The organism is Aeribacillus sp. SP014 (assembly GCF_054055575.1).
On the sequence record NZ_JBSRXI010000001.1, the window covers coordinates 395371 to 417368 of the forward strand.

General features: G+C 38.4%; 22 protein-coding genes, 2 tRNA genes and 1 pseudogene. 23 read left to right on the forward strand and 2 right to left on the reverse strand.

Annotation, left to right across the window (positions count from 1 at the left end; genetic code table 11):
- Positions 1-2 precede the first annotated feature (2 nt).
- Positions 3-572 (reverse strand): spore protease YyaC, encoded by a 570-nt coding sequence (gene yyaC, locus ACVIJU_RS02095; RefSeq protein ID WP_456687910.1) that lies wholly within the window; start codon positions 570-572, stop codon positions 3-5.
- Positions 573-871: 299 nt separating this feature from the next.
- Here yyaC and ACVIJU_RS02100 point away from each other — a divergent pair, with 299 nt between their 5' ends.
- From ACVIJU_RS02100 to ACVIJU_RS02205, 22 genes are all read left to right on the forward strand, one after another.
- Positions 872-1078: a DUF951 domain-containing protein gene (locus ACVIJU_RS02100; protein ID WP_063387758.1), complete on the forward strand. Its 207-nt coding sequence runs from the start codon at positions 872-874 to the stop codon at positions 1076-1078.
- A 148-nt stretch (positions 1079-1226) separates the two neighbouring features.
- Positions 1227-2324 carry a redox-regulated ATPase YchF gene (gene ychF, locus ACVIJU_RS02105; protein ID WP_063387759.1) on the forward strand — a complete coding sequence of 366 codons (1098 nt, stop codon included), beginning with the start codon at positions 1227-1229 and terminating at the stop codon, positions 2322-2324.
- Positions 2325-2427: 103 nt separating this feature from the next.
- Complete coding sequence (gene rpsF / locus ACVIJU_RS02110) at positions 2428-2715, forward strand: 30S ribosomal protein S6 (RefSeq protein WP_063387760.1); 288 nt, start codon at positions 2428-2430, stop codon at positions 2713-2715.
- A 66-nt stretch (positions 2716-2781) separates the two neighbouring features.
- Positions 2782-3279, forward strand: a complete 498-nt coding sequence (gene ssb / locus ACVIJU_RS02115) for a single-stranded DNA-binding protein (protein WP_063387761.1) — start codon at positions 2782-2784, stop codon at positions 3277-3279.
- A gap of 43 nt (positions 3280-3322) precedes the next feature.
- Positions 3323-3559, forward strand: a complete 237-nt coding sequence (rpsR, locus tag ACVIJU_RS02120; protein ID WP_044748995.1) for a 30S ribosomal protein S18 — start codon at positions 3323-3325, stop codon at positions 3557-3559.
- A 126-nt stretch (positions 3560-3685) separates the two neighbouring features.
- Positions 3686-4612 carry a YybS family protein gene (locus tag ACVIJU_RS02125; RefSeq protein WP_066251762.1) on the forward strand — a complete coding sequence of 309 codons (927 nt, stop codon included), beginning with the start codon at positions 3686-3688 and terminating at the stop codon, positions 4610-4612.
- A gap of 36 nt (positions 4613-4648) precedes the next feature.
- Entirely contained in the window at positions 4649-6625 is a 1977-nt protein-coding gene (locus tag ACVIJU_RS02130; RefSeq protein ID WP_063387763.1) for a DHH family phosphoesterase, read from the forward strand.
- Entirely contained in the window at positions 6622-7068 is a 447-nt protein-coding gene (gene rplI, locus ACVIJU_RS02135) for a 50S ribosomal protein L9 (protein ID WP_063387764.1), read from the forward strand. Before ACVIJU_RS02130 ends, rplI begins: the two co-directional genes overlap by 4 nt.
- A gap of 114 nt (positions 7069-7182) precedes the next feature.
- Positions 7183-8553, forward strand: coding sequence for a replicative DNA helicase (gene dnaB / locus ACVIJU_RS02140; RefSeq protein WP_327862590.1), 1371 nt, complete (start codon positions 7183-7185; stop codon positions 8551-8553).
- Between the two features lie 155 nt (positions 8554-8708).
- The gene (locus ACVIJU_RS02145; RefSeq protein WP_063387766.1) at positions 8709-10001 is read left to right on the forward strand and encodes an adenylosuccinate synthase; all 1293 of its coding nucleotides are present in this window, start codon (positions 8709-8711) and stop codon (positions 9999-10001) included.
- A 664-nt stretch (positions 10002-10665) separates the two neighbouring features.
- Positions 10666-10741 (forward strand) — tRNA-Lys (locus ACVIJU_RS02150).
- A gap of 104 nt (positions 10742-10845) precedes the next feature.
- A tRNA-Phe gene (locus ACVIJU_RS02155) sits at positions 10846-10918 on the forward strand.
- Between the two features lie 309 nt (positions 10919-11227).
- Positions 11228-11941 carry a response regulator YycF gene (gene yycF / locus ACVIJU_RS02160; protein WP_063387767.1) on the forward strand — a complete coding sequence of 238 codons (714 nt, stop codon included), beginning with the start codon at positions 11228-11230 and terminating at the stop codon, positions 11939-11941.
- Positions 11942-11943: 2 nt separating this feature from the next.
- The gene (gene walK / locus ACVIJU_RS02165; RefSeq protein WP_063387768.1) at positions 11944-13776 is read left to right on the forward strand and encodes a cell wall metabolism sensor histidine kinase WalK; all 1833 of its coding nucleotides are present in this window, start codon (positions 11944-11946) and stop codon (positions 13774-13776) included.
- A complete protein-coding gene (locus tag ACVIJU_RS02170; RefSeq protein WP_063387769.1) occupies positions 13773-15116 on the forward strand; it encodes a YycH family regulatory protein in 1344 nt (447 codons plus the stop codon). Before walK ends, ACVIJU_RS02170 begins: the two co-directional genes overlap by 4 nt.
- Positions 15103-15918, forward strand: a complete 816-nt coding sequence (locus tag ACVIJU_RS02175; protein ID WP_063387770.1) for a two-component system regulatory protein YycI — start codon at positions 15103-15105, stop codon at positions 15916-15918. The genes ACVIJU_RS02170 and ACVIJU_RS02175 overlap by 14 nt, the downstream gene beginning before the upstream one ends.
- A 9-nt stretch (positions 15919-15927) precedes the next feature.
- Positions 15928-16722, forward strand: a complete 795-nt coding sequence (locus tag ACVIJU_RS02180) for an MBL fold metallo-hydrolase (RefSeq protein ID WP_063387771.1) — start codon at positions 15928-15930, stop codon at positions 16720-16722.
- Positions 16723-16842: 120 nt separating this feature from the next.
- Positions 16843-18066 (forward strand): S1C family serine protease, encoded by a 1224-nt coding sequence (locus ACVIJU_RS02185; protein WP_063387772.1) that lies wholly within the window; start codon positions 16843-16845, stop codon positions 18064-18066.
- Positions 18067-18122: 56 nt separating this feature from the next.
- On the forward strand, positions 18123-18278 hold the full coding sequence (locus tag ACVIJU_RS02190) for a CxxH/CxxC protein (RefSeq protein WP_065095530.1): 156 nt from the start codon (positions 18123-18125) through the stop codon (positions 18276-18278).
- 125 nt (positions 18279-18403) lie between these two features.
- Positions 18404-18883 carry a 23S rRNA (pseudouridine(1915)-N(3))-methyltransferase RlmH gene (rlmH, locus tag ACVIJU_RS02195; RefSeq protein WP_063387773.1) on the forward strand — a complete coding sequence of 160 codons (480 nt, stop codon included), beginning with the start codon at positions 18404-18406 and terminating at the stop codon, positions 18881-18883.
- A 136-nt stretch (positions 18884-19019) separates the two neighbouring features.
- The gene (locus ACVIJU_RS02200; RefSeq protein WP_063387774.1) at positions 19020-20102 is read left to right on the forward strand and encodes a hypothetical protein; all 1083 of its coding nucleotides are present in this window, start codon (positions 19020-19022) and stop codon (positions 20100-20102) included.
- A complete protein-coding gene (locus ACVIJU_RS02205; protein WP_161939809.1) occupies positions 20081-20257 on the forward strand; it encodes a hypothetical protein in 177 nt (58 codons plus the stop codon). The genes ACVIJU_RS02200 and ACVIJU_RS02205 overlap by 22 nt, the downstream gene beginning before the upstream one ends.
- A gap of 194 nt (positions 20258-20451) precedes the next feature.
- On the opposite strand, the pseudogene ACVIJU_RS02210 reads toward ACVIJU_RS02205, so the two are convergent.
- Positions 20452-20760, reverse strand: a pseudogene (locus ACVIJU_RS02210) (IS1634 family transposase); the annotation flags it as partial.
- A gap of 49 nt (positions 20761-20809) precedes the next feature.
- Here ACVIJU_RS02210 and ACVIJU_RS02215 point away from each other — a divergent pair.
- A protein-coding gene (locus ACVIJU_RS02215) for an IS3 family transposase (protein WP_456687195.1) occupies positions 20810-21966 on the forward strand; the annotation gives its coding sequence in 2 pieces (ribosomal slippage) (positions 20810-21071 and positions 21071-21966; 1158 coding nt in all).
- Positions 21967-21998 lie beyond the last annotated feature (32 nt).

The window sequence follows — 21998 nt, forward strand, 5'->3', positions numbered from 1 at the left end:
AGCTAAAATTCAAACCCTCTTCGAAATAGCGATACGTTTGATTGTTCAGATTCCCTTATAGAATTGAAGGTATTGATCAAACTTGCTGAGATGACGTCAGCCATGCTCATAACAAGATGGAGCCTCGTATTTTGCAAAACAAAAAACTCCATAAAGCCGCTGACATTAACGATTCCGGTGATGTGCATGTCTCCGACCGCCGGAAGAGATTTATTGACAGCTGCACCTGGCTTTAAGGGACCTTCCGCTACTTGAAAAGAACCAATGTTTTGATAGAGACCTAAACAAGCATCCACAGCAATGATGAAGGGATGTTCGAACTGATTGTTTATTGTCTCAATCGTTTCTCCTAAATTGACAGCATGAACCGGAGATTTCAAAGTCCCAAATATATGAACATGAGTTAAATTTTGTTCCATTAGCTTCGTTCCGACTATCGGACCTAACGCATCTCCTGTTGAACGATCTGTTCCAATGCATAAAACGACGATGGAATCTTGATGTTCTTTTGGTACAAGACTTCCAATTTTTAGTGATAATTTAGTAACAGCATCTGTATGATGATAAAAGATTCTTTCTTTTTCTTTTTTATAAGGGAAAAAATTTGTTTGTTACATTCATCGGCCATTCACCCCCTGAAATAGTATTACCAGTATACGGAATATTTAAATTTTCTATACCTAAAAATGAATAGTGTTTATACCTTCAAATGGGATTGGCTTGATGAAAGGTACAAATCAAATACAAAACTTGTTAAAATAAATCTATCATGGCGCCATCTAAGTATAGATGGCTTTTCGCTTTAACTAAAAAGATATACTGTATGTTTGCTATAAATGGAATATTTAAGGAAGGGATGATGACGGCTTAGATGGTTAACAAGGAATTTGACCTTTATGATATTGTTGAAATGAAGAAACCTCATCCTTGCGGAGAAAATCGCTGGAAAGTGATCCGAATGGGAATGGATATCCGTATTAAATGTGAAGGTTGCAGCCATAGTGTTCTCATGCCGAGAAAAGAATTTGTAAGAAAGATGAAAAAAGTCATTGAAAAACATAGTGAGAAGCAACAATGAAAGACTGCTGCCTTAAATCGGCAGTCTTTTTTTTATAGAGCTGATCGATTTGGAGGATGAAAGCTTGTCATTTTTCTTGTTCCTATCTATAATGGGTGAAGATTAGTTGATGAGATAGTGTCCGTACAAAAAGAGGAGTGGAAAATTCATGGGATTAACTGCTGGTATTGTTGGTCTTCCGAATGTTGGAAAATCAACGCTGTTTAATGCGATCACACAAGCGGGGGCCGAGAGTGCGAACTATCCGTTTTGTACCATTGATCCGAACGTAGGAATTGTTGAAGTGCCTGATTATCGCCTGCAAAAGCTTTCAGAATTATTTAAGCCGAAAAGAACGGTTCCGACAACATTTGAATTTACTGATATTGCAGGAATTGTCAAAGGGGCAAGCAAGGGAGAAGGTCTTGGCAATAAATTTTTGTCTCACATTCGCCAAGTGGATGCAATTTGCCATGTTGTTCGCTGTTTTGATGATGAAAATATTACGCATGTTGACGGAAAAGTGGATCCGATTGCAGATATTGAAACAATTAACATCGAGTTAATTTTGGCCGATTTGGAAACAGTTGATAAACGGATCGATCGCGTTGCCAAAATAGCAAAACAAAAAGACAAGCAAGCTATGTTTGAATATGAAATTTTAATGAAGTTAAAAGAAGCGTTTGAAAATGAAAAGCCCGCCCGTTCTGTTTCATTCACGGAAGAACAGATGAAATATGTAAAACAGCTTCATTTGCTCACCATTAAACCTGTACTTTATGTAGCAAATGTTAGTGAGGAAGATATATCCTCTGGAAGTAATGAGTATGTGGAAAAAGTGCGCAAATATGTTGCTGCGGAAAATGCCGAAGTAATTGTCGTATGTGCAAAAATTGAATCTGAAATGGTCGAGCTTGATTCGGAAGAAAAAGAAATGTTTTTGCAGGAGCTTGGAATTCAGGAATCTGGTTTAGATCAATTAATTAAAGCATCTTATAGCTTGCTGGGACTCGCCACATATTTTACTGCTGGGGAACAAGAGGTTCGGGCATGGACGTTCCGCAAAGGAATGAAAGCACCTGAGTGCGCAGGCATCATTCATTCTGATTTTGAACGGGGATTTATTCGGGCCGAAACAGTTTCCTATACAGACTTAATTGAGGCAGGTTCGATGGCTGCTGCAAGAGAAGCTGGAAAGGTTCGATTGGAAGGAAAAGATTACGAGGTTCAAGACGGAGATATTATTCATTTTCGATTCAATGTCTAATGTTGCGGGATCAATAAAATTTTGCTATAATTTTGGTTTGTGAGTAATGATAATTACTCCTTGCCCGAATTGGGCCGTCAAGACCAAAAGGAGGTGTAAGAGAATGAGAAAATACGAAATTATGTATATTATCCGTCCAAACATTGAAGAGGATGCTAAAAAAGAGCTAGTTGAGCGTTTTAACGGCATTCTTGTGAACAATGGTGCGGAGATTACAGAGGTGAAGGAATGGGGAAAACGCCGTCTCGCTTATGAAATTAAAGACTTCCGAGATGGTATTTACATGATTTTAAACGTTCAAGCTTCACCTCAAGCGGTTGAAGAATTTAACCGTTTGGCAAGAATCAATGAAGATATTTTACGTCATATCATTGTTAAAGAAGAAGAGTAATTTGTTCCAATATACGTGTTAAAATGGTAATATCATCTTAAAAGACATTTTAGGAGTGGTTCTGAAATGATGAATCGTGTCGTTTTGGTCGGTCGGCTTACAAGAGATCCCGAATTACGATACACGCCCAGCGGTGTAGCCGTTGCAACCTTTACATTGGCAGTTAATCGAAATTTTACAAATCAGCAAGGGGAACGCGAAGCAGATTTTATCAACTGTGTCGTTTGGCGGCGTCCTGCGGAAAACGTAGCCAACTATTTAAAAAAAGGCAGCCTTGCGGGTGTTGATGGCCGTCTTCAAACACGCAGCTATGAAGATCAAACGGGAAGAAGAGTATTTGTAACAGAGGTTGTGGCGGACAGTGTTCAATTTTTAGAACCGAAGAGTGCCGCAGTCGGGAATAATTCGGGATTTTTTGCAGGAAATCAAGGAAATGCAAATCCATATGGCGGTGCACCATTTGATCCAAACCGGAATAATCAGAACCACCAAAACTTTGACGATGATCCATTTGCTAATGATGGACAACCGATTGATATTTCAGATGATGATTTACCATTTTAACCGATTGTACGCCTAGATAAATGTAAAGAAGGGAGGAATTGTAATGGCTGGACGCAGAGGCCGCGGTAAACGCCGGAAAGTGTGCTATTTCACAGCAAACGGCATTACGCACATTGATTACAAAGATGTTGATTTGCTTAAAAAATTCATTTCTGAACGCGGAAAAATTTTGCCTCGCCGTGTAACAGGAACGAGTGCAAAATATCAACGGAAATTAACAGTTGCCATTAAACGGGCCCGTCAAATGGCATTGCTTCCTTATGTTGCAGATGATAAATAAGAAATTTCAAAGGCAGCAAGGTGAATCCCTTGTTGCTTTTTTCTTGTCCGTTAAATGAAACCATGATTTGATTGTTTAAAAAGTCTAGATTAAAATAATGGTATGAGTCTTGATTGAGGTGAGTCTGTGAAACGTACGAATGTTTTAACAGAAGGTGCTATATTCGTTGCTATTTATACCGTTTTTCTATTAATTACTTTATATGTTCCGATATTAAGCGTTATATCAATATTTTTCCTTTCGACGCCGTTTATTATTTTCGGTATCCGCCACGGAATCAAGCAGTCTTTTGTTTTATTATTAGCATCAATCGTGATGACATTTTTGGTCGGCTCCATCGTTTCGCTGCCGATTGGGCTCATGTTCAGTGTGACAGGTATCATAATGGCATACTTTTATCGTCAAAAACGGCAGCTGTTTGCGTTAATAGGCGGCACCATTTCATTGCTCATCAATTTCGTTCTTGATTATGCGTTATCAATTGTTTTTTTGGGCGTTGATCTTTTTAGTGATGTTATACAACAAACCAAGTCTTCAGTAAGGGAAACATTAGCCGCATTCCCTTCAATGGATGAAGAAATGAAAAAAACAATGATGGAGCAAATGAACGAGCAGTTTGATTTATTAATGAACTTGCTTCCGAGCATGTTTGTCATTGTGTCATTTATGTTAGCCGTGATTATACATATATTGAACATTGGAATTATAAAAAGATTAAAATTGAATGTTGGAACAATCACCCCTTTCCGCGACTGGAAATTTCCAAAAAGTATTATTTGGTATTATTTAATCGCCACTCTCCTTATGCTTATCAATTTGCCTAAAGAATCTTTCTTAAATATCGCGCTTTACAATATTGTGTTTGTTTTACAGACTGTGCTTTTAATTCAAGGGTTTTCCTTTATTTTTTATTTTTGTCATGTGAAAAAACTTTCGAAAGCAGTGCCGGTATTAATTGTAATTGGAACATTTATTTTGCCAATTCTTCTTTATCCAGTACGAATATTGGGAATCATTGATTTAGGGTTTAATCTCCGCGAAAAAATACGTTAGGCCTTGGTTCGTTCTTTTTGCAAGGAGCTGAATAAAATGCCGAGTTTTTTTGAAAAACCTTTATTCTTTTACCCGTTATACGCACTCATCGGCGTAATAGCGGCAATGATCGGTTTTCTGTTATTTTATAATTGGGTGATTGGCTGTATTAGCGCAATCGTTGCAGGTTGTCTGTTGTTTTTTTTCTTTTATGCTGTTAAACGATTGAAATTGGAATTGGAACATTCTATTTCTGATTTAACGTTTCGTTTGAAAAAAGCTGGCGATGAAGTTTTTATGAAGATGCCGATTGGCATTATGCTTATCAACGATCAATTTGCCGTGGAATGGGTCAATCCATTTTTAGCTTCATATTTTAAGAACGACAAGCTGGTCGGTCGTCCTCTTGACGAAATTTCTGAAACATTAAAAGTGTTATTTCAAAAAGGGATAGATTCCGATATCGTGACTCTTCAAAACCGTAAATTTCGCGTCATTGTCAAAAAAGAAGAAAGGCTTCTTTATTTTTTTGATGAAACGGACCATACGGAACTAAAAAAGCAGTATGAAAGCGAACGGATTGTTTTAGCCTATATATTTTTAGATAATTATGATGAAATCGCACAAGGGCTCGACGATCAAAAGCGGAGCAATTTAAACAGTCTTGTGACATCCATATTAAATAAATGGGCAGTCGATAACGGTATTTTTTTAAAAAGAGTTTCCTCTGAACGTTTTATTGCGGTTTTTAATGAAAAAATTTTGGCTGAGCTTGAAAAAACGAAATTTTCTATTTTAGATGAAGTCAGAGAAAAAGCGGTTATTCAAAATGTTTCTCTCACCTTAAGCATCGGGATTGGAGCCGGCATTAAAGATCTGTCTGAATTGGGGCATCTGGCGCAGTCGAGTCTAGATCTTGCCTTAGGTCGCGGAGGAGACCAAGTTGCTATTAAACGGGGGAATGGCAAGGTTAAATTTTACGGCGGACAAACAAATCCGATCGAAAAACGCACACGCGTTAGAGCTCGAGTGATTTCCCATGCATTAAAAGAAATCATTCGTGAAAGTGATAAAGTATTTATTATGGGTCATAAAAATCCTGACATGGATTCAATTGGTTCAGCGATTGGGATATTGAAGGTGGCGCAAATCAATCATAAAGAAGGTTTTATTGTTGTAAACCATGAAGAATTCGGCCAAGGACTTCAAAAGCTAGTGGAGGAAGTAAAGAAGGACGCTGAGTTATGGTCCAGATTCATTACTCCGGATGAAGCCCTGAATATTGCAACAGATCATTCTCTTCTCGTGATTCTAGATACGAATAAACCTTCAATGGTGGCTGAACAAAAATTGCTGAGCGAAATTGACCATGTAGTGGTCATTGACCATCATCGCAGGGGAGAAGAATTTATTCAAGATCCACTGCTTGTTTATATAGAACCTTATGCATCATCTACATCTGAACTTGTTACGGAAATTTTAGTATATCAGCCTGCAGAATTTAAAATGAGTACAATAGAGGCAACTGCATTGTTGGCAGGTATTACGGTAGATACAAAATGCTTCACGCTTCGAACAGGCTCTAGAACATTCGACGCGGCGTCTTATTTGCGATCAAAAGGAGCGGATACAATCCTTGTCCAAAAATTGTTGAAAGAGGATATTCAACAATTTGTTCAACGTGCCAAGTTCATTCAAAACACAGAGATTATGAATAATGGGGTTGCAATAGCAAAAGCAGATCGAGAAGATGAATATTACGATCAAGTGATCATTGCTCAGGCAGCTGACACTCTTTTATCAATGAACGGCGTATTGGCGTCGTTTGTCATTGCGAAGCGTGATGAACATACAGTCGGTATTAGTGCTAGATCATTGGGCGATTTTAATGTTCAATTAATAATGGAAGCACTTGGAGGTGGAGGGCATTTAACAAATGCCGCGACCCAGCTGGAGCATGTTACGATAAATGAAGCAGAAAAACGATTAAAAGAAGCTGTTCAACAATATTTAGAAGGGAGAAATGAAGAATGAAAGTGATTTTTTTACAAGATGTAAAGGGGAAAGGGAAAAAAGGTGAAGTAAAAAATGTAGCTGACGGCTATGCCCAAAATTATCTTTTTAAAAAAGGTTTGGCTGTTGAAGCGACGAGTGCCAATTTAAAACAGCTGGAAGCGCAAAAGAAAAAAGAAGAAAAAGAGGCAGCGGAAGAATTAGCTCAGGCAAAAAAATTAAAAGAACAGCTTGAAAAAATCACGGTTGAATTAAAAGCGAAAGCCGGTGAGGGCGGAAGATTATTTGGTTCCGTAACAAGCAAACAAATTGCTGATCAATTAAAAAAAGCACATAATATTCAAATCGATAAACGGAAAATTGATCTTCCAGATGCGATTCGTTCTTTAGGCTATACAAATGTTCCGATTAAGCTTCATTCGGAAGTGACGGCGACGTTAAAGGTACATGTTACAGAAGAATAATGGCAAGGAGCAATGTGGTATTATGGAAAGAAGTTGATCTTGAAGTAATGCCACATTTCTCTTTATACTTTTTGGAGAAAAAATTTATGTGTTCACGGTAAGGCGGTGATCATCTTGAATGATCTTCTGGTCAGTGATCGAATTCCACCACAAAATATAGAAGCAGAGCAGGCAGTGCTTGGGGCAATTTTTTTAGAACCTGAAGCGCTTATGTTAGCTTCCGAAATATTAGTTCCTGAAGATTTTTATCGATCCAGCCATCAAAAGATTTTTCAATCGATGTTGAGGCTTTCGGAAAAAGGAGAGCCCGTCGATTTAGTAACTGTGACAAAAGACTTGGCGGATGCGAAAATTTTGGAAGAGGTTGGCGGGGTTTCTTATTTAAGCGATTTAGCGGGATCCGTTCCTACAGCAGCAAATATCGAATATTATGCGAAAATTGTTGAAGAAAAATCGATATTGAGAAGACTTATACGAACAGCAACGTCTATAGCTCAAGAAGGCTATAATCGGGAAGACGATGTGGAAACACTTTTAACAGAAGCCGAAAAAAGCATCATGGAAGTGGCGCAGCGGAGAAAAGCCGGATTGTTTCAAAACATTAAAGATATTCTTGTTCGAACATACGATAAAATTGAAATGCTCCACAATCGCAAAGGGGAAATTACAGGAATTCCTACAGGCTTTTCCGAATTGGATCGTATGACGGCCGGCTTTCAGCGAAATGATTTAATTATCGTAGCGGCCCGCCCGTCTGTCGGTAAAACTGCATTTGCCTTAAACATCGCTCAAAATGTTGCGACGAAAACGGACGAAAATGTAGCGATTTTTAGCTTGGAAATGGGTGCGGAACAGCTTGTCATGCGTATGCTTTGCGCAGAAGGAAACATAGATGCCCAAAATTTGCGAACGGGAAATTTAACCCCGGATGATTGGGGAAAGTTGACGATGGCAATGGGGAGTTTATCAAATGCCGGCATTTATATTGATGATACACCTGGCATAAGAGTGAGTGATATTCGCGCCAAGTGCAGACGGTTAAAACAGGAAAAGGGCCTTGGTTTAATTATCATAGATTATTTGCAATTAATTCAAGGAAGCGGGCGGAATCGGGAAAACCGCCAGCAGGAAGTTTCGGAAATATCAAGATCTCTTAAGGCTTTGGCACGTGAATTGGAAGTGCCGGTTATCGCATTATCCCAGCTTTCACGAAGCGTCGAGCAGCGTCAAGATAAACGCCCGATGATGTCAGATATTCGGGAGTCCGGTAGTATTGAGCAGGATGCAGATATCGTCGCCTTTTTATACAGAGATGATTACTACAATACGGAATCAGAAAACAAAAATATTATTGAAATCATTATAGCCAAGCAGCGGAACGGCCCTGTAGGAACTGTCCAGCTTGCATTTGTAAAAGAATATAATAAATTTGTAAATCTTGAAAAGAGATATGAAGACGATCATATTCCTCCTGCTGTCTCTTGATGAGGCAGTTGTTTTTTGTAAAGCATCTTATATAACACGAACAAAATATTTAATAATAAAGTGAACGTTCGGATTTTATTGACTCTACTTGCTACAATTGATAGAATAAACTTGTTTCTTTGTATTGGATTTTTGGTGAACACGGAGGTGCACACATGTCATCAGTTGTTGTTGTTGGTACACAATGGGGGGATGAAGGAAAAGGGAAAATAACCGATTTCCTTTCTCAAAATGCGGAAGTGATCGCCCGTTACCAAGGTGGAAACAATGCTGGCCATACAATCAAATTTAACGGTGAAACATATAAACTGCATTTAATCCCATCCGGTATTTTTTATCAAGATAAAATTTGTGTCATCGGAAACGGAATGGTTGTCGATCCTAAAGCGCTGGTAGAAGAGTTGAACGGTTTGCATAAACGGGGAATTCAAACAAATAATCTGCGAATTTCCAACCGCGCTCACGTCATTTTGCCTTATCATTTAAAATTGGATGAAGTGGAAGAAGAACGAAAAGGAGCCAACAAGATCGGGACGACGAAAAAAGGAATAGGTCCAGCCTATATGGATAAAGCAGCCCGTATTGGCATCCGCATCGCCGATTTATTGGATCGTGAAGTCTTTGAAGAAAAATTGAGAAGAAATTTAGAAGAAAAAAATCGCCTGTTTGAAAAAGTATACGAAGTTGAAGGGTTTAAACTGGAAGAGATTTTAAATGAATACTACGAATACGGCCAACAAATCAAACAATATGTATGCGACACATCTGTTGTGCTGAACGACGCGCTTGATGAAGGACGCCGTGTTTTATTTGAAGGCGCGCAAGGTGTTATGCTTGATATCGATCAAGGTACATATCCTTTTGTTACATCTTCCAATCCAGTAGCAGGCGGTGTGACAATTGGAGCAGGTGTAGGTCCTACGAAAATTAAACATGTTGTCGGCGTATCAAAAGCTTATACAACTCGTGTAGGAGACGGTCCGTTTCCGACAGAGCTCCACGATGAAATTGGCGATCAAATTCGTGAAGTTGGACGGGAATATGGCACAACAACAGGACGTCCGCGTCGAGTGGGCTGGTTTGACAGCGTTGTTGTTCGCCATGCGCGCCGGGTAAGCGGAATAACTGATTTATCTTTAAATTCCATCGATGTATTGACAGGAATCGAAACATTGAAAATATGCATCGCCTACAAATACAAAGGTGAAATTTTAGAAGAATTTCCAGCAAGTTTAAAAGTACTTGCACAATGCGAACCTGTCTATGAGGAATTGCCGGGTTGGAAGGAAGACATTACGGGGGCAAAAAGCTTGGACGATCTTCCTGACAATGCACGCCATTATGTTGAACGGATTTCCCAGTTAACAGGTATCCCACTTTCCATCTTTTCAGTTGGTCCAGATCGTTCACAAACAAATGTTGTCCGCAGTGTATACAGTCCAATATAATAAACTTGGAGGGATCGGCTGTTCCCTCTTTTTTTTGTGAAATTAAAAAAAATCGTTGTTTTGTCCCTCTAGAAATGATATTATTATACACGTCTTGAGAAAATGAGCGTATTGGCTCCGAACTGTTCGCACAACGCATCCAACATCCTCGAAAAATCAGGAAGAGGAAGGGCCATCTGACAAATGGAAAATGGATTAGAAGAAAAAAATTTTATGAGCCATTAGCTCAGTCGGTAGAGCAACGAGCAAAGCTTCATCGAATAAGCGACGAGTTGTCCCGACGCATCTAGCATCCTCGAAAAAGCTAGAAGAGGAAGGGACATCTGACAAATTTTAAAATGGATTAGAAGGAAAAAATTTTTATGAGGCATTAGCTCAGTCGGTAGAGCAACGAGCAAGGCTTCATCGAATAAGCGACGAGTTGTCCCGACGCATCCATCATCCTCGAAAAAGCTAGAAGAGGAAGGGACATCTGACAAATTTTAAAATGGATTAGAAGAAAAAAATTTTTTTATGAGCCATTAGCTCAGTCGGTAGAGCAACGAGCAAGGCTTCATCGAATAGGCGACGAGTTGTCCCGACGCATCCATCATCCTTGAAAAATCAGGAAGAGGAAGGGACATCTGACAAATGAAAAATGGATTAGGAGAAAAAAATTTTTTATGAGCCATTAGCTCAGTCGGTAGAGCATCTGACTTTTAATCAGAGGGTCGGAGGTTCGAATCCTCCATGGCTCACCATTACAATCGAGAAAAATTATACAAGCTTCCTCACATTCGAGAATCCACATATATGAAAGGCTTGAGAGAGGGAAAGAGAATTCGCATTCTTGAAAACTTTATACGGCTCGGTAGCTCAGTCGGTAGAGCAAAGGACTGAAAATCCTTGTGTCGGCGGTTCGATTCCGTCCCGAGCCACTTCATACGCACGGTTTATCCGTGCTATTTTTGGCTATAAGTAAGTTAAACCAAAATTGGTAACATTTGTGGTTGTAAATAGAAATTTGATTTCTCATCTCAAGCTGTTACAATAAGATAAAAATTGATATAATAGGTTTGATAGGAATTTACAGGGGTTTACTCTAAGTTCCAAAACCTATTGAATTTAAGACCTCTAGCAATAGCTAGGGGTTTTCTGCTTGTTTTTTCCATTTGTATTGAAAGTTGATGAAGAGATGAATGTAATCGTGGTAAAGTAAAGTTAATAGATCAAAAGGGGAGAAAGTGATGGAAAATAAAAAAATATTAGTTGTTGATGACGAAAAACCAATTGCAGATATATTAGAGTTTAATCTTAAAAAAGAAGGTTTTGATGTATATTGTGCTTATGACGGAACAAGCGCGATTGAAATGGTGGAAGAAATTAAACCTGACTTGATCTTGTTAGATATTATGCTTCCCAGCAAGGATGGAATGGAAGTGTGCCGGGAAGTTCGAAAAAAATATGAAATGCCGATTATTATGCTGACTGCGAAAGATTCAGAAATCGATAAAGTTCTTGGTCTGGAGCTTGGTGCTGATGATTATGTGACAAAACCATTCAGCACAAGAGAGCTCTTGGCAAGGGTAAAGGCAAATTTACGAAGACAACAAACAAATGCCGCAAGGGAAGCAGCTTCTGAACAGTCGGAAATTCAAATCGGCTCTCTCGTCATCCATCCTGATGCGTATGTCGTTTCAAAACGGGGAGAAACGATCGAGCTTACTCATCGAGAATTTGAACTGCTTCACTATTTAGCGAAGCACATTGGACAGGTCATGACTCGGGAGCATTTGCTGCAAACCGTTTGGGGATATGACTATTTCGGAGACGTCAGAACTGTAGATGTCACGGTTAGAAGACTAAGAGAAAAAATTGAAGACAACCCAAGCCATCCAATATGGATTGTGACAAGAAGAGGGGTAGGTTATTATTTGCGCAATCCTGAACAGGAGCAGTGAACATGTATAGCAGTCGAGTGAGTTTTTTCCGTTCGATCCATTTTAAAATTGTGCTGATCTATGTGCTTTTGATTATTTTGGCTATGCAAATCATCGGTATTTACTTCGTTAAGGAATTGGAATCTTCTCTTATAGAAAATTTTAAATCTTCCCTTTCGCAGCGGATTGATTTGCTGGCTTACCAGATTGAACAAGCGATGACTAACGAAGAAGCGGACGAATCATTGGATATGGAAGATGAGATCTCTGCTATTTTGCAAGATTTTAAACGAGAGGAAATTCATGAAGTTCGCGTAGTGGACCAAGATGCGCGTGTCATCGGGACATCTGATTACAACAAAGATGTGATCGGGAAAAGAACAACTGAAAATATGATTAAACGGACTTTAATCGTCGGTTCGCCTGAAAGCAATGTTTTGCTTGATCCGCAAACGAAGCATCGTATGTATGTGTCAGCGACTCCGATCGTCACAGATTATAAACGAGAAACAATTGGCGTTGTTTATGTCGTTGCCTCAATGGAGGAAGTTTTTTCGCAATTGCGGACGATTAACAAAATTTTTGCGACAGGCACAGGGATGTCCCTTCTTATTACCGCGGCGCTAGGAATTTTTCTTGCCCGCACTATTACCCGTCCGTTGTCAGATATGAGAAGGCAAGCGTTGGAGCTGGCAAAAGGGAATTTTTCCAGAAAAGTAAAAGTGTATGGAGAAGATGAAATTGGACAGCTTGCATTAACGTTCAATCATCTCACGGAAAAATTGGAGGAAGCACAGGAAACAACTGAAGAAGAACGTAGAAAGCTGGCGTCTATTATTACTCATATGACAGAAGGTGTCATAGCTACAGATCGGCATGGAAAAGTAATTGTCATGAACAATCCGGCCCATGAAATGTTGAATGTTTCACGTGAAACAGCCTTAGGAAAATCAATTGTGGAGCTTTTAGATTTAACGGATGAATGTACTTTTGAAGATTTAGTGAACCAGCAAGAACCGATGCTGTTAGATTTCAGCACAAAGGAAAAACCGTATATACTACGAATCAGCTTTTCTACGATACAAATTGATGAAGATCATATTAACGGATTGATTGCTGTAGTTTACGATGTAACAGAGCAGGAACGAATCAACCAAGAGCGGCGTGAATTTGTCGCAAACGTTTCTCATGAGCTGCGGACGCCGCTTACTACAATGCGTAGTTACTTGGAAGCATTGGCGGAAGGGGCTTGGAAAGACGAAACGATCGCACCAAAATTTTTACAAGTGACGCAAAATGAAACAGAGCGGATGATTAGGCTTGTTAATGACTTGCTCCAGCTATCAAAACTAGATAGTAAAGATTATCAATTAAATAAAGACATGGTGAATTTCACAGACTTTTTCCACAAAATTATTGATCGTTTTGAAATGTCTAAGCAGCAGCATGTCACATTTGTACGAAACATTCCGAAAAAAAGTCTTTATGTAGAAATTGAACCCGATAAAATTACGCAAGTGCTCGATAATATTATTTCCAATGCATTGAAATATTCTCCTGAAGGCGGAAAAATCTCTTTTCAAGTAAAAGAACAAGATGACCATATTGAAGTCAGCGTAAAAGATGAAGGCATTGGAATTCCAAAAGAAAGTGTGAAAAAGATTTTTGAACGTTTTTATCGTGTTGATAAGGCTAGATCACGCAAAATGGGCGGAACCGGTCTTGGTCTTGCAATTGCAAAAGAGATGGTGGAAGCACACGGAGGAGAAATTTGGGTGGAAAGTGAAGAAGGAAAAGGCACGACTGTATTTTTCACATTGCCGTATGAACGGAACCAAGAGGATGATTGGCTATGAACCGGGAAACGATAAAATCCATCATTTTAACATTTTTAGTGCTGACAAGTTTATTCTTCACCTGGAATATTTGGACATATCAGCCAAACTACGGGGAAATTTCTAACTCCAACTATATTGAAAACAACCCGTTAAGCAATGTAACAAAAAAGCCTTATGAAGTCGTGCAACCGGATCATATTATGATTCATGAAAAAATAAAACATTACGCAACTTATGATGAAATCGTCATCGAAAGACTTTGGAAAGATATCCGTCAGTGGGAGCTAGAGGAATTCAAAAATATTTCTGGAGAGATTGAAAAACAATATGGTTTTAATCAATGGATAAACAGGGAAATACATAATTTAACCCCTAACTTTGAAATTATTTTTAACGACTCGATTCCGATGTCAGCCCTCTTATCCATAACCGACTGGACGGATGAAGGAGATTTCAATATAGAATTTGATCGGATTTACATTCCACTGACTAACGAGAAATCGAATCGAAAAATTTATTTAGTCGACTACGAGCATAAATATGTTGTAGAAGCACAGGTAAAAACCGTTTTAAGCAATTTGTGGACAGAAGTGTATAAAGAAAAAGAAAACTTTGAAAGCTACGTGTTTTGGAACGGATTGTTTTTGCCTGAAAAGCCGTTTCCGATTCATCGCCTTCAATTTTTTACAAAATCAATGAGCGGAGAGCAGTTTAAAAATGCATTGTTTAATGATCCAAGTTATGTAAAACGGGATGTCAATGCTTCCGAATTTGTGTATACAGACAGCTCACGTCAGCTTGTCATCAACGAAGATAAAGAAAGGGTTGTTTACGTTAATCCGACAATTGACCAATCTTTAACGACGGAAAAAGGAAAATTGATTTTGCAGAGCATTGATTTTTTGAACAAACATGGCGGTTGGCTGTCAGGATTAAATGATTACCGTTTCGAAAAAACGGATCAAGAACAGAAAATTTATTTTCGTCTAACGGTCCGAAATTTACCAGTATTTTCGTTCAGCGATTCGCATTACTCGATCACGACGATCATGCAAAGCTGGGGAAAAAATGATATTGCCTTATATCAGCGTCCGTTATTTTACCTAGATGATTTTATCCGTGAAGATAAAACGATTTTACCTGGAGCAGCAGATATAATCGAAGCGATTAAAGACAGTCCAAGCATTGAAGCCGACAAAATAAAACGTATTTTTCCCGCTTATGACATACAACAGTCGTCACGGCAAAATATCGTAAATTTGGAGCCGATATGGTGCATTGAACTCGAAAACGATAAATATCAAAGGCTGAATGTGAAAAAAGCGGGTAAAGGAGGGGAAGGTATTGGATTGGAGTAAAACAAAAACGGTGTTTATTATTGCCTTCCTGATCCTTGATATTTATTTAGCTTTTCAGTATGTTGAAAAGATCAAAAGCTCCAAATATGATATGATCACGAAAACGACGATTGAAGAGCAATTTGCAGCGGAAAATATACAATTTGGGAAGCTTCCAAAAGAAGTAATAGAAGGTTCTTATATAACGGCAGAAAGCAAAATATTTAAGGAAGAAGAAATCGAACAACTGAAAAATCAAAAGCCGATGCTGCCTGATGAGGAGTTGACTCGTTCGGTAACAAAGCTTCGGATGAGTTTTGACAAACCGATTCCAATTGTAGGAGAAAATATCGAAAATAAGATCAAGCAAATTTTAACGACACAAATCATTGCGGGCAGTCAATACAAGTTTTGGCGCTACAGCAAAGAAACAAGGGAAATTATTTGTCTGCAGGAATACAAAGGAAAAATTATTTTTCAAGATGTAAGTGATGGAATCGGTATGATTGTCTTTTATTTAAATGATAAAAATGAAATTGTGTCTTATCAGCAAACATTGCTAGAAGATATAAAAGAATTGGAGAAGCAGGAAATATTGCCTGCGATTAAAGCATTGGAAGCTCTTTATGAAAAAAATGATTTGAAATCTAACAGTAAAGTAACCGATGTAGAATACGGATATTACACACAATACCCGCTGTCGGAACAACAAATTTTGGCTCCGACATGGCATGTAGTTGTCAATAAAACAGAAGATTATTATGTGAATGCATTGGAAGGTCAGGTCATTAAACCGGAGAAAGAGAATAATAATTTGGAGTGAGTGAAGGAAATGAGCCTTAATTTCAGTGTTCTCGCGAGCGGCAGCACAGGGAATGCCATTTATGTAGAAACAGATGAACATTCCCTGTTAATCGATGCAGGATTAAGTGGTAAACAAATGGAAAATTTGTTTCAAGAAATTCAACGGGACATAAAAAATTTAAGCGGTATATTAGTCACCCATGAGCATAGCGATCACATCAAGGGACTTGGAATTTTAGCGAGAAAATACGAAATTCCGATTTTCGCGAATGAAAAAACGTGGAAAGCAATGGAGAGAGAAATCGGCGAAATTCATTTAGAACAAAAGTTTACTTTTGAAATCGGCGAAACGAAATCGTTTGGAAGTTTAGAGGTTGAATCATTTGGCGTTTCCCATGATGCAGCAGAACCAATGTTTTTTGTGTTTCACCACAATGGAAAAAAACTAGCGTTAATTACTGATACTGGATATGTAAGCGACAGAATGAAAGGGATCATACGCGGTGCAGATGTTTTTATTTTTGAAAGCAACCATGACGTAGAAATGCTGCGAATGTGCCGGTATCCTTGGAATGTAAAACGAAGAATTTTATCTGATGTTGGACATGTTTCAAATGAAGATGCTGCACTAGCTATGGCTGATGTCATTGGCGACAAGACGAAACGAATTTATTTGGCGCATTTAAGTAAAGAAAATAATATGAAAGAGCTCGCACGAATGTCTGTCCAGCAAGTATTAGAGAAAAAAGGATTCATTGTCGGAGAACAATTTGAATTATATGATACAGATCCAAAGAAACCGACGCCTCTCGTAGCTGTTTAAATGTTTGAATTTCCCCATCGTTGGGTATGTTAATGTTGTCATATATTTTTCCTGCCAGCTCGCGTTATACTATAATAATGTAGATAAAATCATTCGTCATCGGAAAGGAATGATGAGGCGATGGGATATTATGATGATGATTTTGAACGGTATAATAACAGAAAACAAAGGGGAAACCGGGGCGGATCATTATTGGCTGGGTTAATCGGAGCCGTGTTAGGCGCGTTATTAGTTATTTTCTCCCTTCCAGCATTAGCACAATTCAATATTCTTCCATATGATCTGAACATCAGTCCAGAGCAAAATGAGGAAGGGGAAACAGGAAATGTCCAAGGGCCAGTCAAAACAGTAAATGTAAATGTGAATTCAGCAGTTACAGAAGCAGTTAATAAAGTGAGTGATGCGGTTGTCGGAGTCGTCAATATTCAGCAAGTAAGCTTCTGGGATCAAACACAAGAGGGAGAAGCAGGAACAGGATCAGGGGTCATCTACAAAAAGGAAGGCGATAAAGCCTATATTGTAACAAATCATCATGTTGTAGCCGGAGCGCATCAATTGGAAGTTGTATTAAACGACGAAACACGCATTCCCGCTGAACTTGTCGGCAGTGATCAGCTGATGGATTTAGCAGTATTGGTTGTGGATGCAAAGCATGTTAAGAAGGTTGCTGAATTCGGCAATTCGGACACAGTCAAACCAGGTGAGCCGGTGCTGGCAATCGGAAACCCGCTCGGCTTGCAATTTGCTGGGTCTGTTACACAAGGGATTATTTCTGGAACAGAACGGACCATTCCTGTTGATATTGATGAAAACGGAACAGTGGATTGGCAGGCGGAAGTGCTGCAGACGGATGCCGCGATTAATCCAGGAAACAGCGGCGGAGCACTTGTGAATTTAGACGGGAAAGTAATTGGAATTAATTCCATGAAAATTGCTGAATCCGCGGTGGAAGGAATCGGACTGTCTATCCCAATTAACATTGCAATTCCGATTATTAATGATCTTGAAAAATTCGGCGAAGTGAAGCGTCCATATATGGGAATCGGTCTTCAGTCTCTTGAAGACATCCCAAGCTATTATTGGGAAGAGGCATTAAATTTGCCAAAGGGCGTTAAAAACGGTGTGATTGTGATGAGTGTTGAGCCGATGTCGCCAGCTCAACGCGCAGGTTTGAGAGAGAAGGACGTAATTATAGAGCTTGCTGGGAAAAAGGTTGAAAATGTTCTCCAGCTTCGAAAGCAGCTATACAGCCAAAAGGTTGGAAGCACAGTGGAAGTAAAATTCTATCGAAATGGCGAGTTGAAAACAGTGAAGCTGAAGCTCGTTGAACAAAAATCTTTTTAAAGAACAGGAAGGCGAATCAGCTTTCCTGTTTTCATTATGGGGTAGGAGGATTATAAATGTATTGCTGCGAGGATCATATTGATTTAGCAATCGACATGTATGTAGACCAGTATGAAACAGCACCAAATATTCAAAAAATTGAATTTAATCACAGCTTATCCACAACCTGTGAATTGTGCAAAAAAACCGCAGTATATATAGTTGGGAACTGATTTTCGGGCACGAAATATAGAGGTATTCATCCACAATTGTGGATAAAATCTGTGGAATATTTGTTATTTTGTGTGGGAAATAGTTATCAACATGTTGATAAAATAAAAAAGGGGAAATATGAAAGTTGAACATTCAAATTATAGCGATTGGGAAGCTGAAGGAAAAATATTTAAAGCAGGGAATCGACGAATATTTAAAGCGTCTTTCATCGTACGCAAAAGTTGACATCATTGAACTTCCTGACGAAAAGGCTCCTGAACAAATAAGCCCGCAGGAAATGGAACTAATCAAAAACAAAGAAGGCGAACGAATTTTAGCCAAAATCCCGACCGATGCATACGTCATCGCCCTTGCCATTGAAGGCAAGATGAAATCCTCGGAAGAGTTCGCACATAGTATAGATAAACTGGCCACATACGGAAAAAGCAAAATCGCCTTTCTAATCGGAGGCTCTCTCGGCTTAAGCAAAGAGGTAATGAAACGGGCGGACGAAGCCCTCTCCTTTTCCAAAATGACCTTCCCCCACCAGCTCATGCGTCTAATTTTGCTCGAACAAATCTATCGGGCATTTCGGATTATGAGGGGGGAACCGTACCATAAGTAAGTGAGGTTTTTTGTATTCCAATATTAAAAGTTAACAGGATTAAAGGATTTTGTAAGCATCTTTACTAAAGGGATGAAACCATATATTATTGATATAAGGAAGAAAATTTGTTTTATACTGATACTGGGGAGAAAAAATGAGCGCAAACTTTAAACAAAGGTTGCTTGACCTTAGTAAGGATTTTGATGAAGTATTTTTAACTTTACAGAAAAGCTATAGTGATGAAAAGCTAGCTCCTTGGTATACTGTTTTATTAATATCACCGTTTAAGCAGGCGAGCTTTTGGAAAATTATTAAAGCAATAAATCCTTTAATTTTTGGTGTACTTACGGGATTGGGGATATCAGTTTTTACAAAATTTTCAATAAATACAAAGATAATAAGCTGCTCTATAGCTATTTTTATAGCATTAGTGGTTATGTATGCTTTACAGTTTTTCAGGATGGTTGACATTAAAAATCATGAAAATTTCCATATTGGTGCTTATCGTCTAGCCAGGAAACGTGAATATGAGCTCTTTGTTAAGTATATACCCTTTGAATTTTCTTTCAGAGGTTTATATGATGAGGTAGTTACCCATAACCCAAGTAGACAGGAACTTTTGATAAAGGAAGAACAGATAAAAAAACAAATTGAGGAACATAATAAATATGTAAAACAAGCAAAAGAGGAATACTCAAAACTTCAAAAAGAATTGGAAGATGTACAGGAACAAACAAAATTAATTGTAGATTTACTTAAAGATATTATAACTATTTTTTATCAATTCACTAATGGCTACTTTACAGTTTATTCGTTACAATTTATTTCCGGATTTACTATTTATGAATTAGGAGAAGATGAAGGAAAAAAAGTACTCTTTAAAATAGCTGATGTTGGTACAACAGGTCATTCTAGTGAAAAAATAATGTTGCCTGATAAAATAACTGACAAGGATTATGCTGTAATAAGAGCTCTAAGACCACGAACTGACCGATATGAACCCGAATTTGATACACCTTATAAAAATCGATTTATTATATCGTTTAGTATGAAAATGCATAATAATATAACATGGGTATTAAATTTTCACGCAGATGAGGACAATGCAAAGGCTTTATTTTTCCTATTGACCGATAGTGTAATGGACACAAGAGAAGTATATCGTTTAATTCATTCCCTTTGTTTGAACTTGCAACAAAAAAGGAGGGCAAGAAAATGTGGAGAGAAATTGCATTAAGTAAACTTAAAAGCGGAAGCGGAACCCTTAAGTTTAAAACACAACGTGAAATAAATGAAGACCGAGACAAAAAACTTGAACAGTTTCAAGAGTCTTGGGATAAATTACAAGAGTTAAATATTAGATTCCATGAAGTAGCTAATGTCCGAAGATAATTAATTTTTGACTATAGATTAAGGTATATTTAGTTAGAGAGAAGAAAAAATTTTAACAAATTTTTTCTTCTCTTTTTGTTTGCTCAAAAATTTACTTTTTCCAACTAAAACTCAAGTTTGACAGAGTACACTAAAGAAAAGCCCGAAAATACTGGTGTTTTGGACTTTATCCACAACACGTACCACTACACTTGTTAGTGGCACGTGTCTTTTTCTAATACTCTAGGAGGCGCTTGTGTGACAAGTGCTTCAAATGCTAGATTTGCTTGACCTTGTAATTCTGTACGAACGATTTGCTCTTCACCATTCACGCGTATTTTCGAGGCCTTCATCTGGCTTACATCATGCAAAATATCCTTTACACTTGTTTGGCATCCTATTTCTTTTAGCTTATAGGCCAAAAAGGATTCCATGACAAGCGCAAGGAAACAAACCATGATATGGCCTCGAATACGAGATTCCACTCGATGGTACATCGGGCGAAGTGATGTTAGACTAAAAAGTAGACACAGATTATTATAGTAATAATAGACTGAAAAATGAGGTGTCTACATGACAAAAAAACAAAGGCGGTACGAGGAAGACTTTAAGCGTCAAACTGTTCGTTATATTTTGGAGGAAGCGAAATCCGTTGCACAAGTGGCTCGTGAGCTCAAAATTAACGAAAATACTCTTCACGGCTGGATGAAAAAATATAAGCAAGAACCTGAAATAACAGAAACCCAAACGTTTCGATCCGAAGACCACGAAGTTCGTGAACTGAAGAAACGTATTCGGGATCTGGAGGAGGAAAACTCCATCTTAAAAAAGGCGATGCACTTCTTCGCGAAAGACCATCGGTAAAAGATTCATTTATCCATGAGCATCGCTTCGATTACCGATTGGAGAAGATGTGCGAAGTATTGAAAGTTTCTCGAAGCGGTTATTATAAATGGCGTGATCGTCCCAAAAGTGCTAGACAAGAGCGTCGAGAAGAATTGACGCAGGAAGTGCGTCGTGTGTATATCGAATCTCGCCAACTGTATGGGAGTCCCAAGGTTGCCAAAAAGCTTAATCATGAAGGCATTAAGGTTTCACAGAAGACGGTTTCCCGCATAATGAACAAAGAGGGAATGAAGTCTCGTACCGTGAAAAAGCATAAGGCTACCACTAACTCAAAACATAACCATCCGGTCCACGAAAATGTCTTAAACCAACATTTTACTGTTACGAAACCAAATGAAGTATGGGTAGCTGATATCACATACATTCCAACGGATGAAGGTTGGCTTTATCTAGCTAGTATGATGGATTTGTATTCAAGGAAAATAGTCGGCTGGCATATAGACTGTTCCATGAAAAAGGAGCTAGTGTTAAGTGCTTTAAAGCAAGCCTATCAGCGTCAACAACCACAGGGTTCTATCCTCCATCATTCTGATCGAGGGAGTCAATATGCTTCAAATGACTATCAAGCTAAGCTAATGGAATACGGAATGAAATGTAGCATGAGCCGCAAAGGAAATTGTTATGACAACGCTTGTATTGAATCATTTCATGGGATAATAAAAAAAGAACTAATCTATCAGACTCGTTATAAAACAAGGGAAGAAGCAAAAAAGAGCATATTTGAGTATATAGAAATATTTTACAATAATAAACGTATTCACTCCGCAACAGAGTATTTTTCACCATCTGAATACGAACGTATGTACGACAAAAAGGGAGCTTAATGAGCATATTAATAGAATAGTTAGACCCGAAA

Bases quoted from the DNA above. Each gene is read 5' to 3' on its own strand.
- walK (WP_063387768.1), top strand. From the start codon at position 11,944: ATGTATAGCAGTCGAGTGAGTTTTTTCCGTTCGATCCATTTTAAAATT.
- ACVIJU_RS02205 (WP_161939809.1), top strand. From the start codon at position 20,081: ATGTGGAGAGAAATTGCATTAAGTAAACTTAAAAGCGGAAGCGGAACC.
- rpsR (WP_044748995.1), top strand. From the start codon at position 3,323: ATGGCTGGACGCAGAGGCCGCGGTAAACGCCGGAAAGTGTGCTATTTC.
- ACVIJU_RS02180 (WP_063387771.1), top strand. From the start codon at position 15,928: ATGAGCCTTAATTTCAGTGTTCTCGCGAGCGGCAGCACAGGGAATGCC.
- ACVIJU_RS02145 (WP_063387766.1), top strand. From the start codon at position 8,709: ATGTCATCAGTTGTTGTTGTTGGTACACAATGGGGGGATGAAGGAAAA.
- yycF (WP_063387767.1), top strand. From the start codon at position 11,228: ATGGAAAATAAAAAAATATTAGTTGTTGATGACGAAAAACCAATTGCA.
- ychF (WP_063387759.1), top strand. From the start codon at position 1,227: ATGGGATTAACTGCTGGTATTGTTGGTCTTCCGAATGTTGGAAAATCA.
- ACVIJU_RS02185 (WP_063387772.1), top strand. From the start codon at position 16,843: ATGGGATATTATGATGATGATTTTGAACGGTATAATAACAGAAAACAA.
- ACVIJU_RS02100 (WP_063387758.1), top strand. From the start codon at position 872: ATGGTTAACAAGGAATTTGACCTTTATGATATTGTTGAAATGAAGAAA.
- ACVIJU_RS02190 (WP_065095530.1), top strand. From the start codon at position 18,123: ATGTATTGCTGCGAGGATCATATTGATTTAGCAATCGACATGTATGTA.
- rpsF (WP_063387760.1), top strand. From the start codon at position 2,428: ATGAGAAAATACGAAATTATGTATATTATCCGTCCAAACATTGAAGAG.
- ACVIJU_RS02200 (WP_063387774.1), top strand. From the start codon at position 19,020: ATGAGCGCAAACTTTAAACAAAGGTTGCTTGACCTTAGTAAGGATTTT.
- ACVIJU_RS02130 (WP_063387763.1), top strand. From the start codon at position 4,649: ATGCCGAGTTTTTTTGAAAAACCTTTATTCTTTTACCCGTTATACGCA.
- ACVIJU_RS02170 (WP_063387769.1), top strand. From the start codon at position 13,773: ATGAACCGGGAAACGATAAAATCCATCATTTTAACATTTTTAGTGCTG.
- ssb (WP_063387761.1), top strand. From the start codon at position 2,782: ATGATGAATCGTGTCGTTTTGGTCGGTCGGCTTACAAGAGATCCCGAA.
- rplI (WP_063387764.1), top strand. From the start codon at position 6,622: ATGAAAGTGATTTTTTTACAAGATGTAAAGGGGAAAGGGAAAAAAGGT.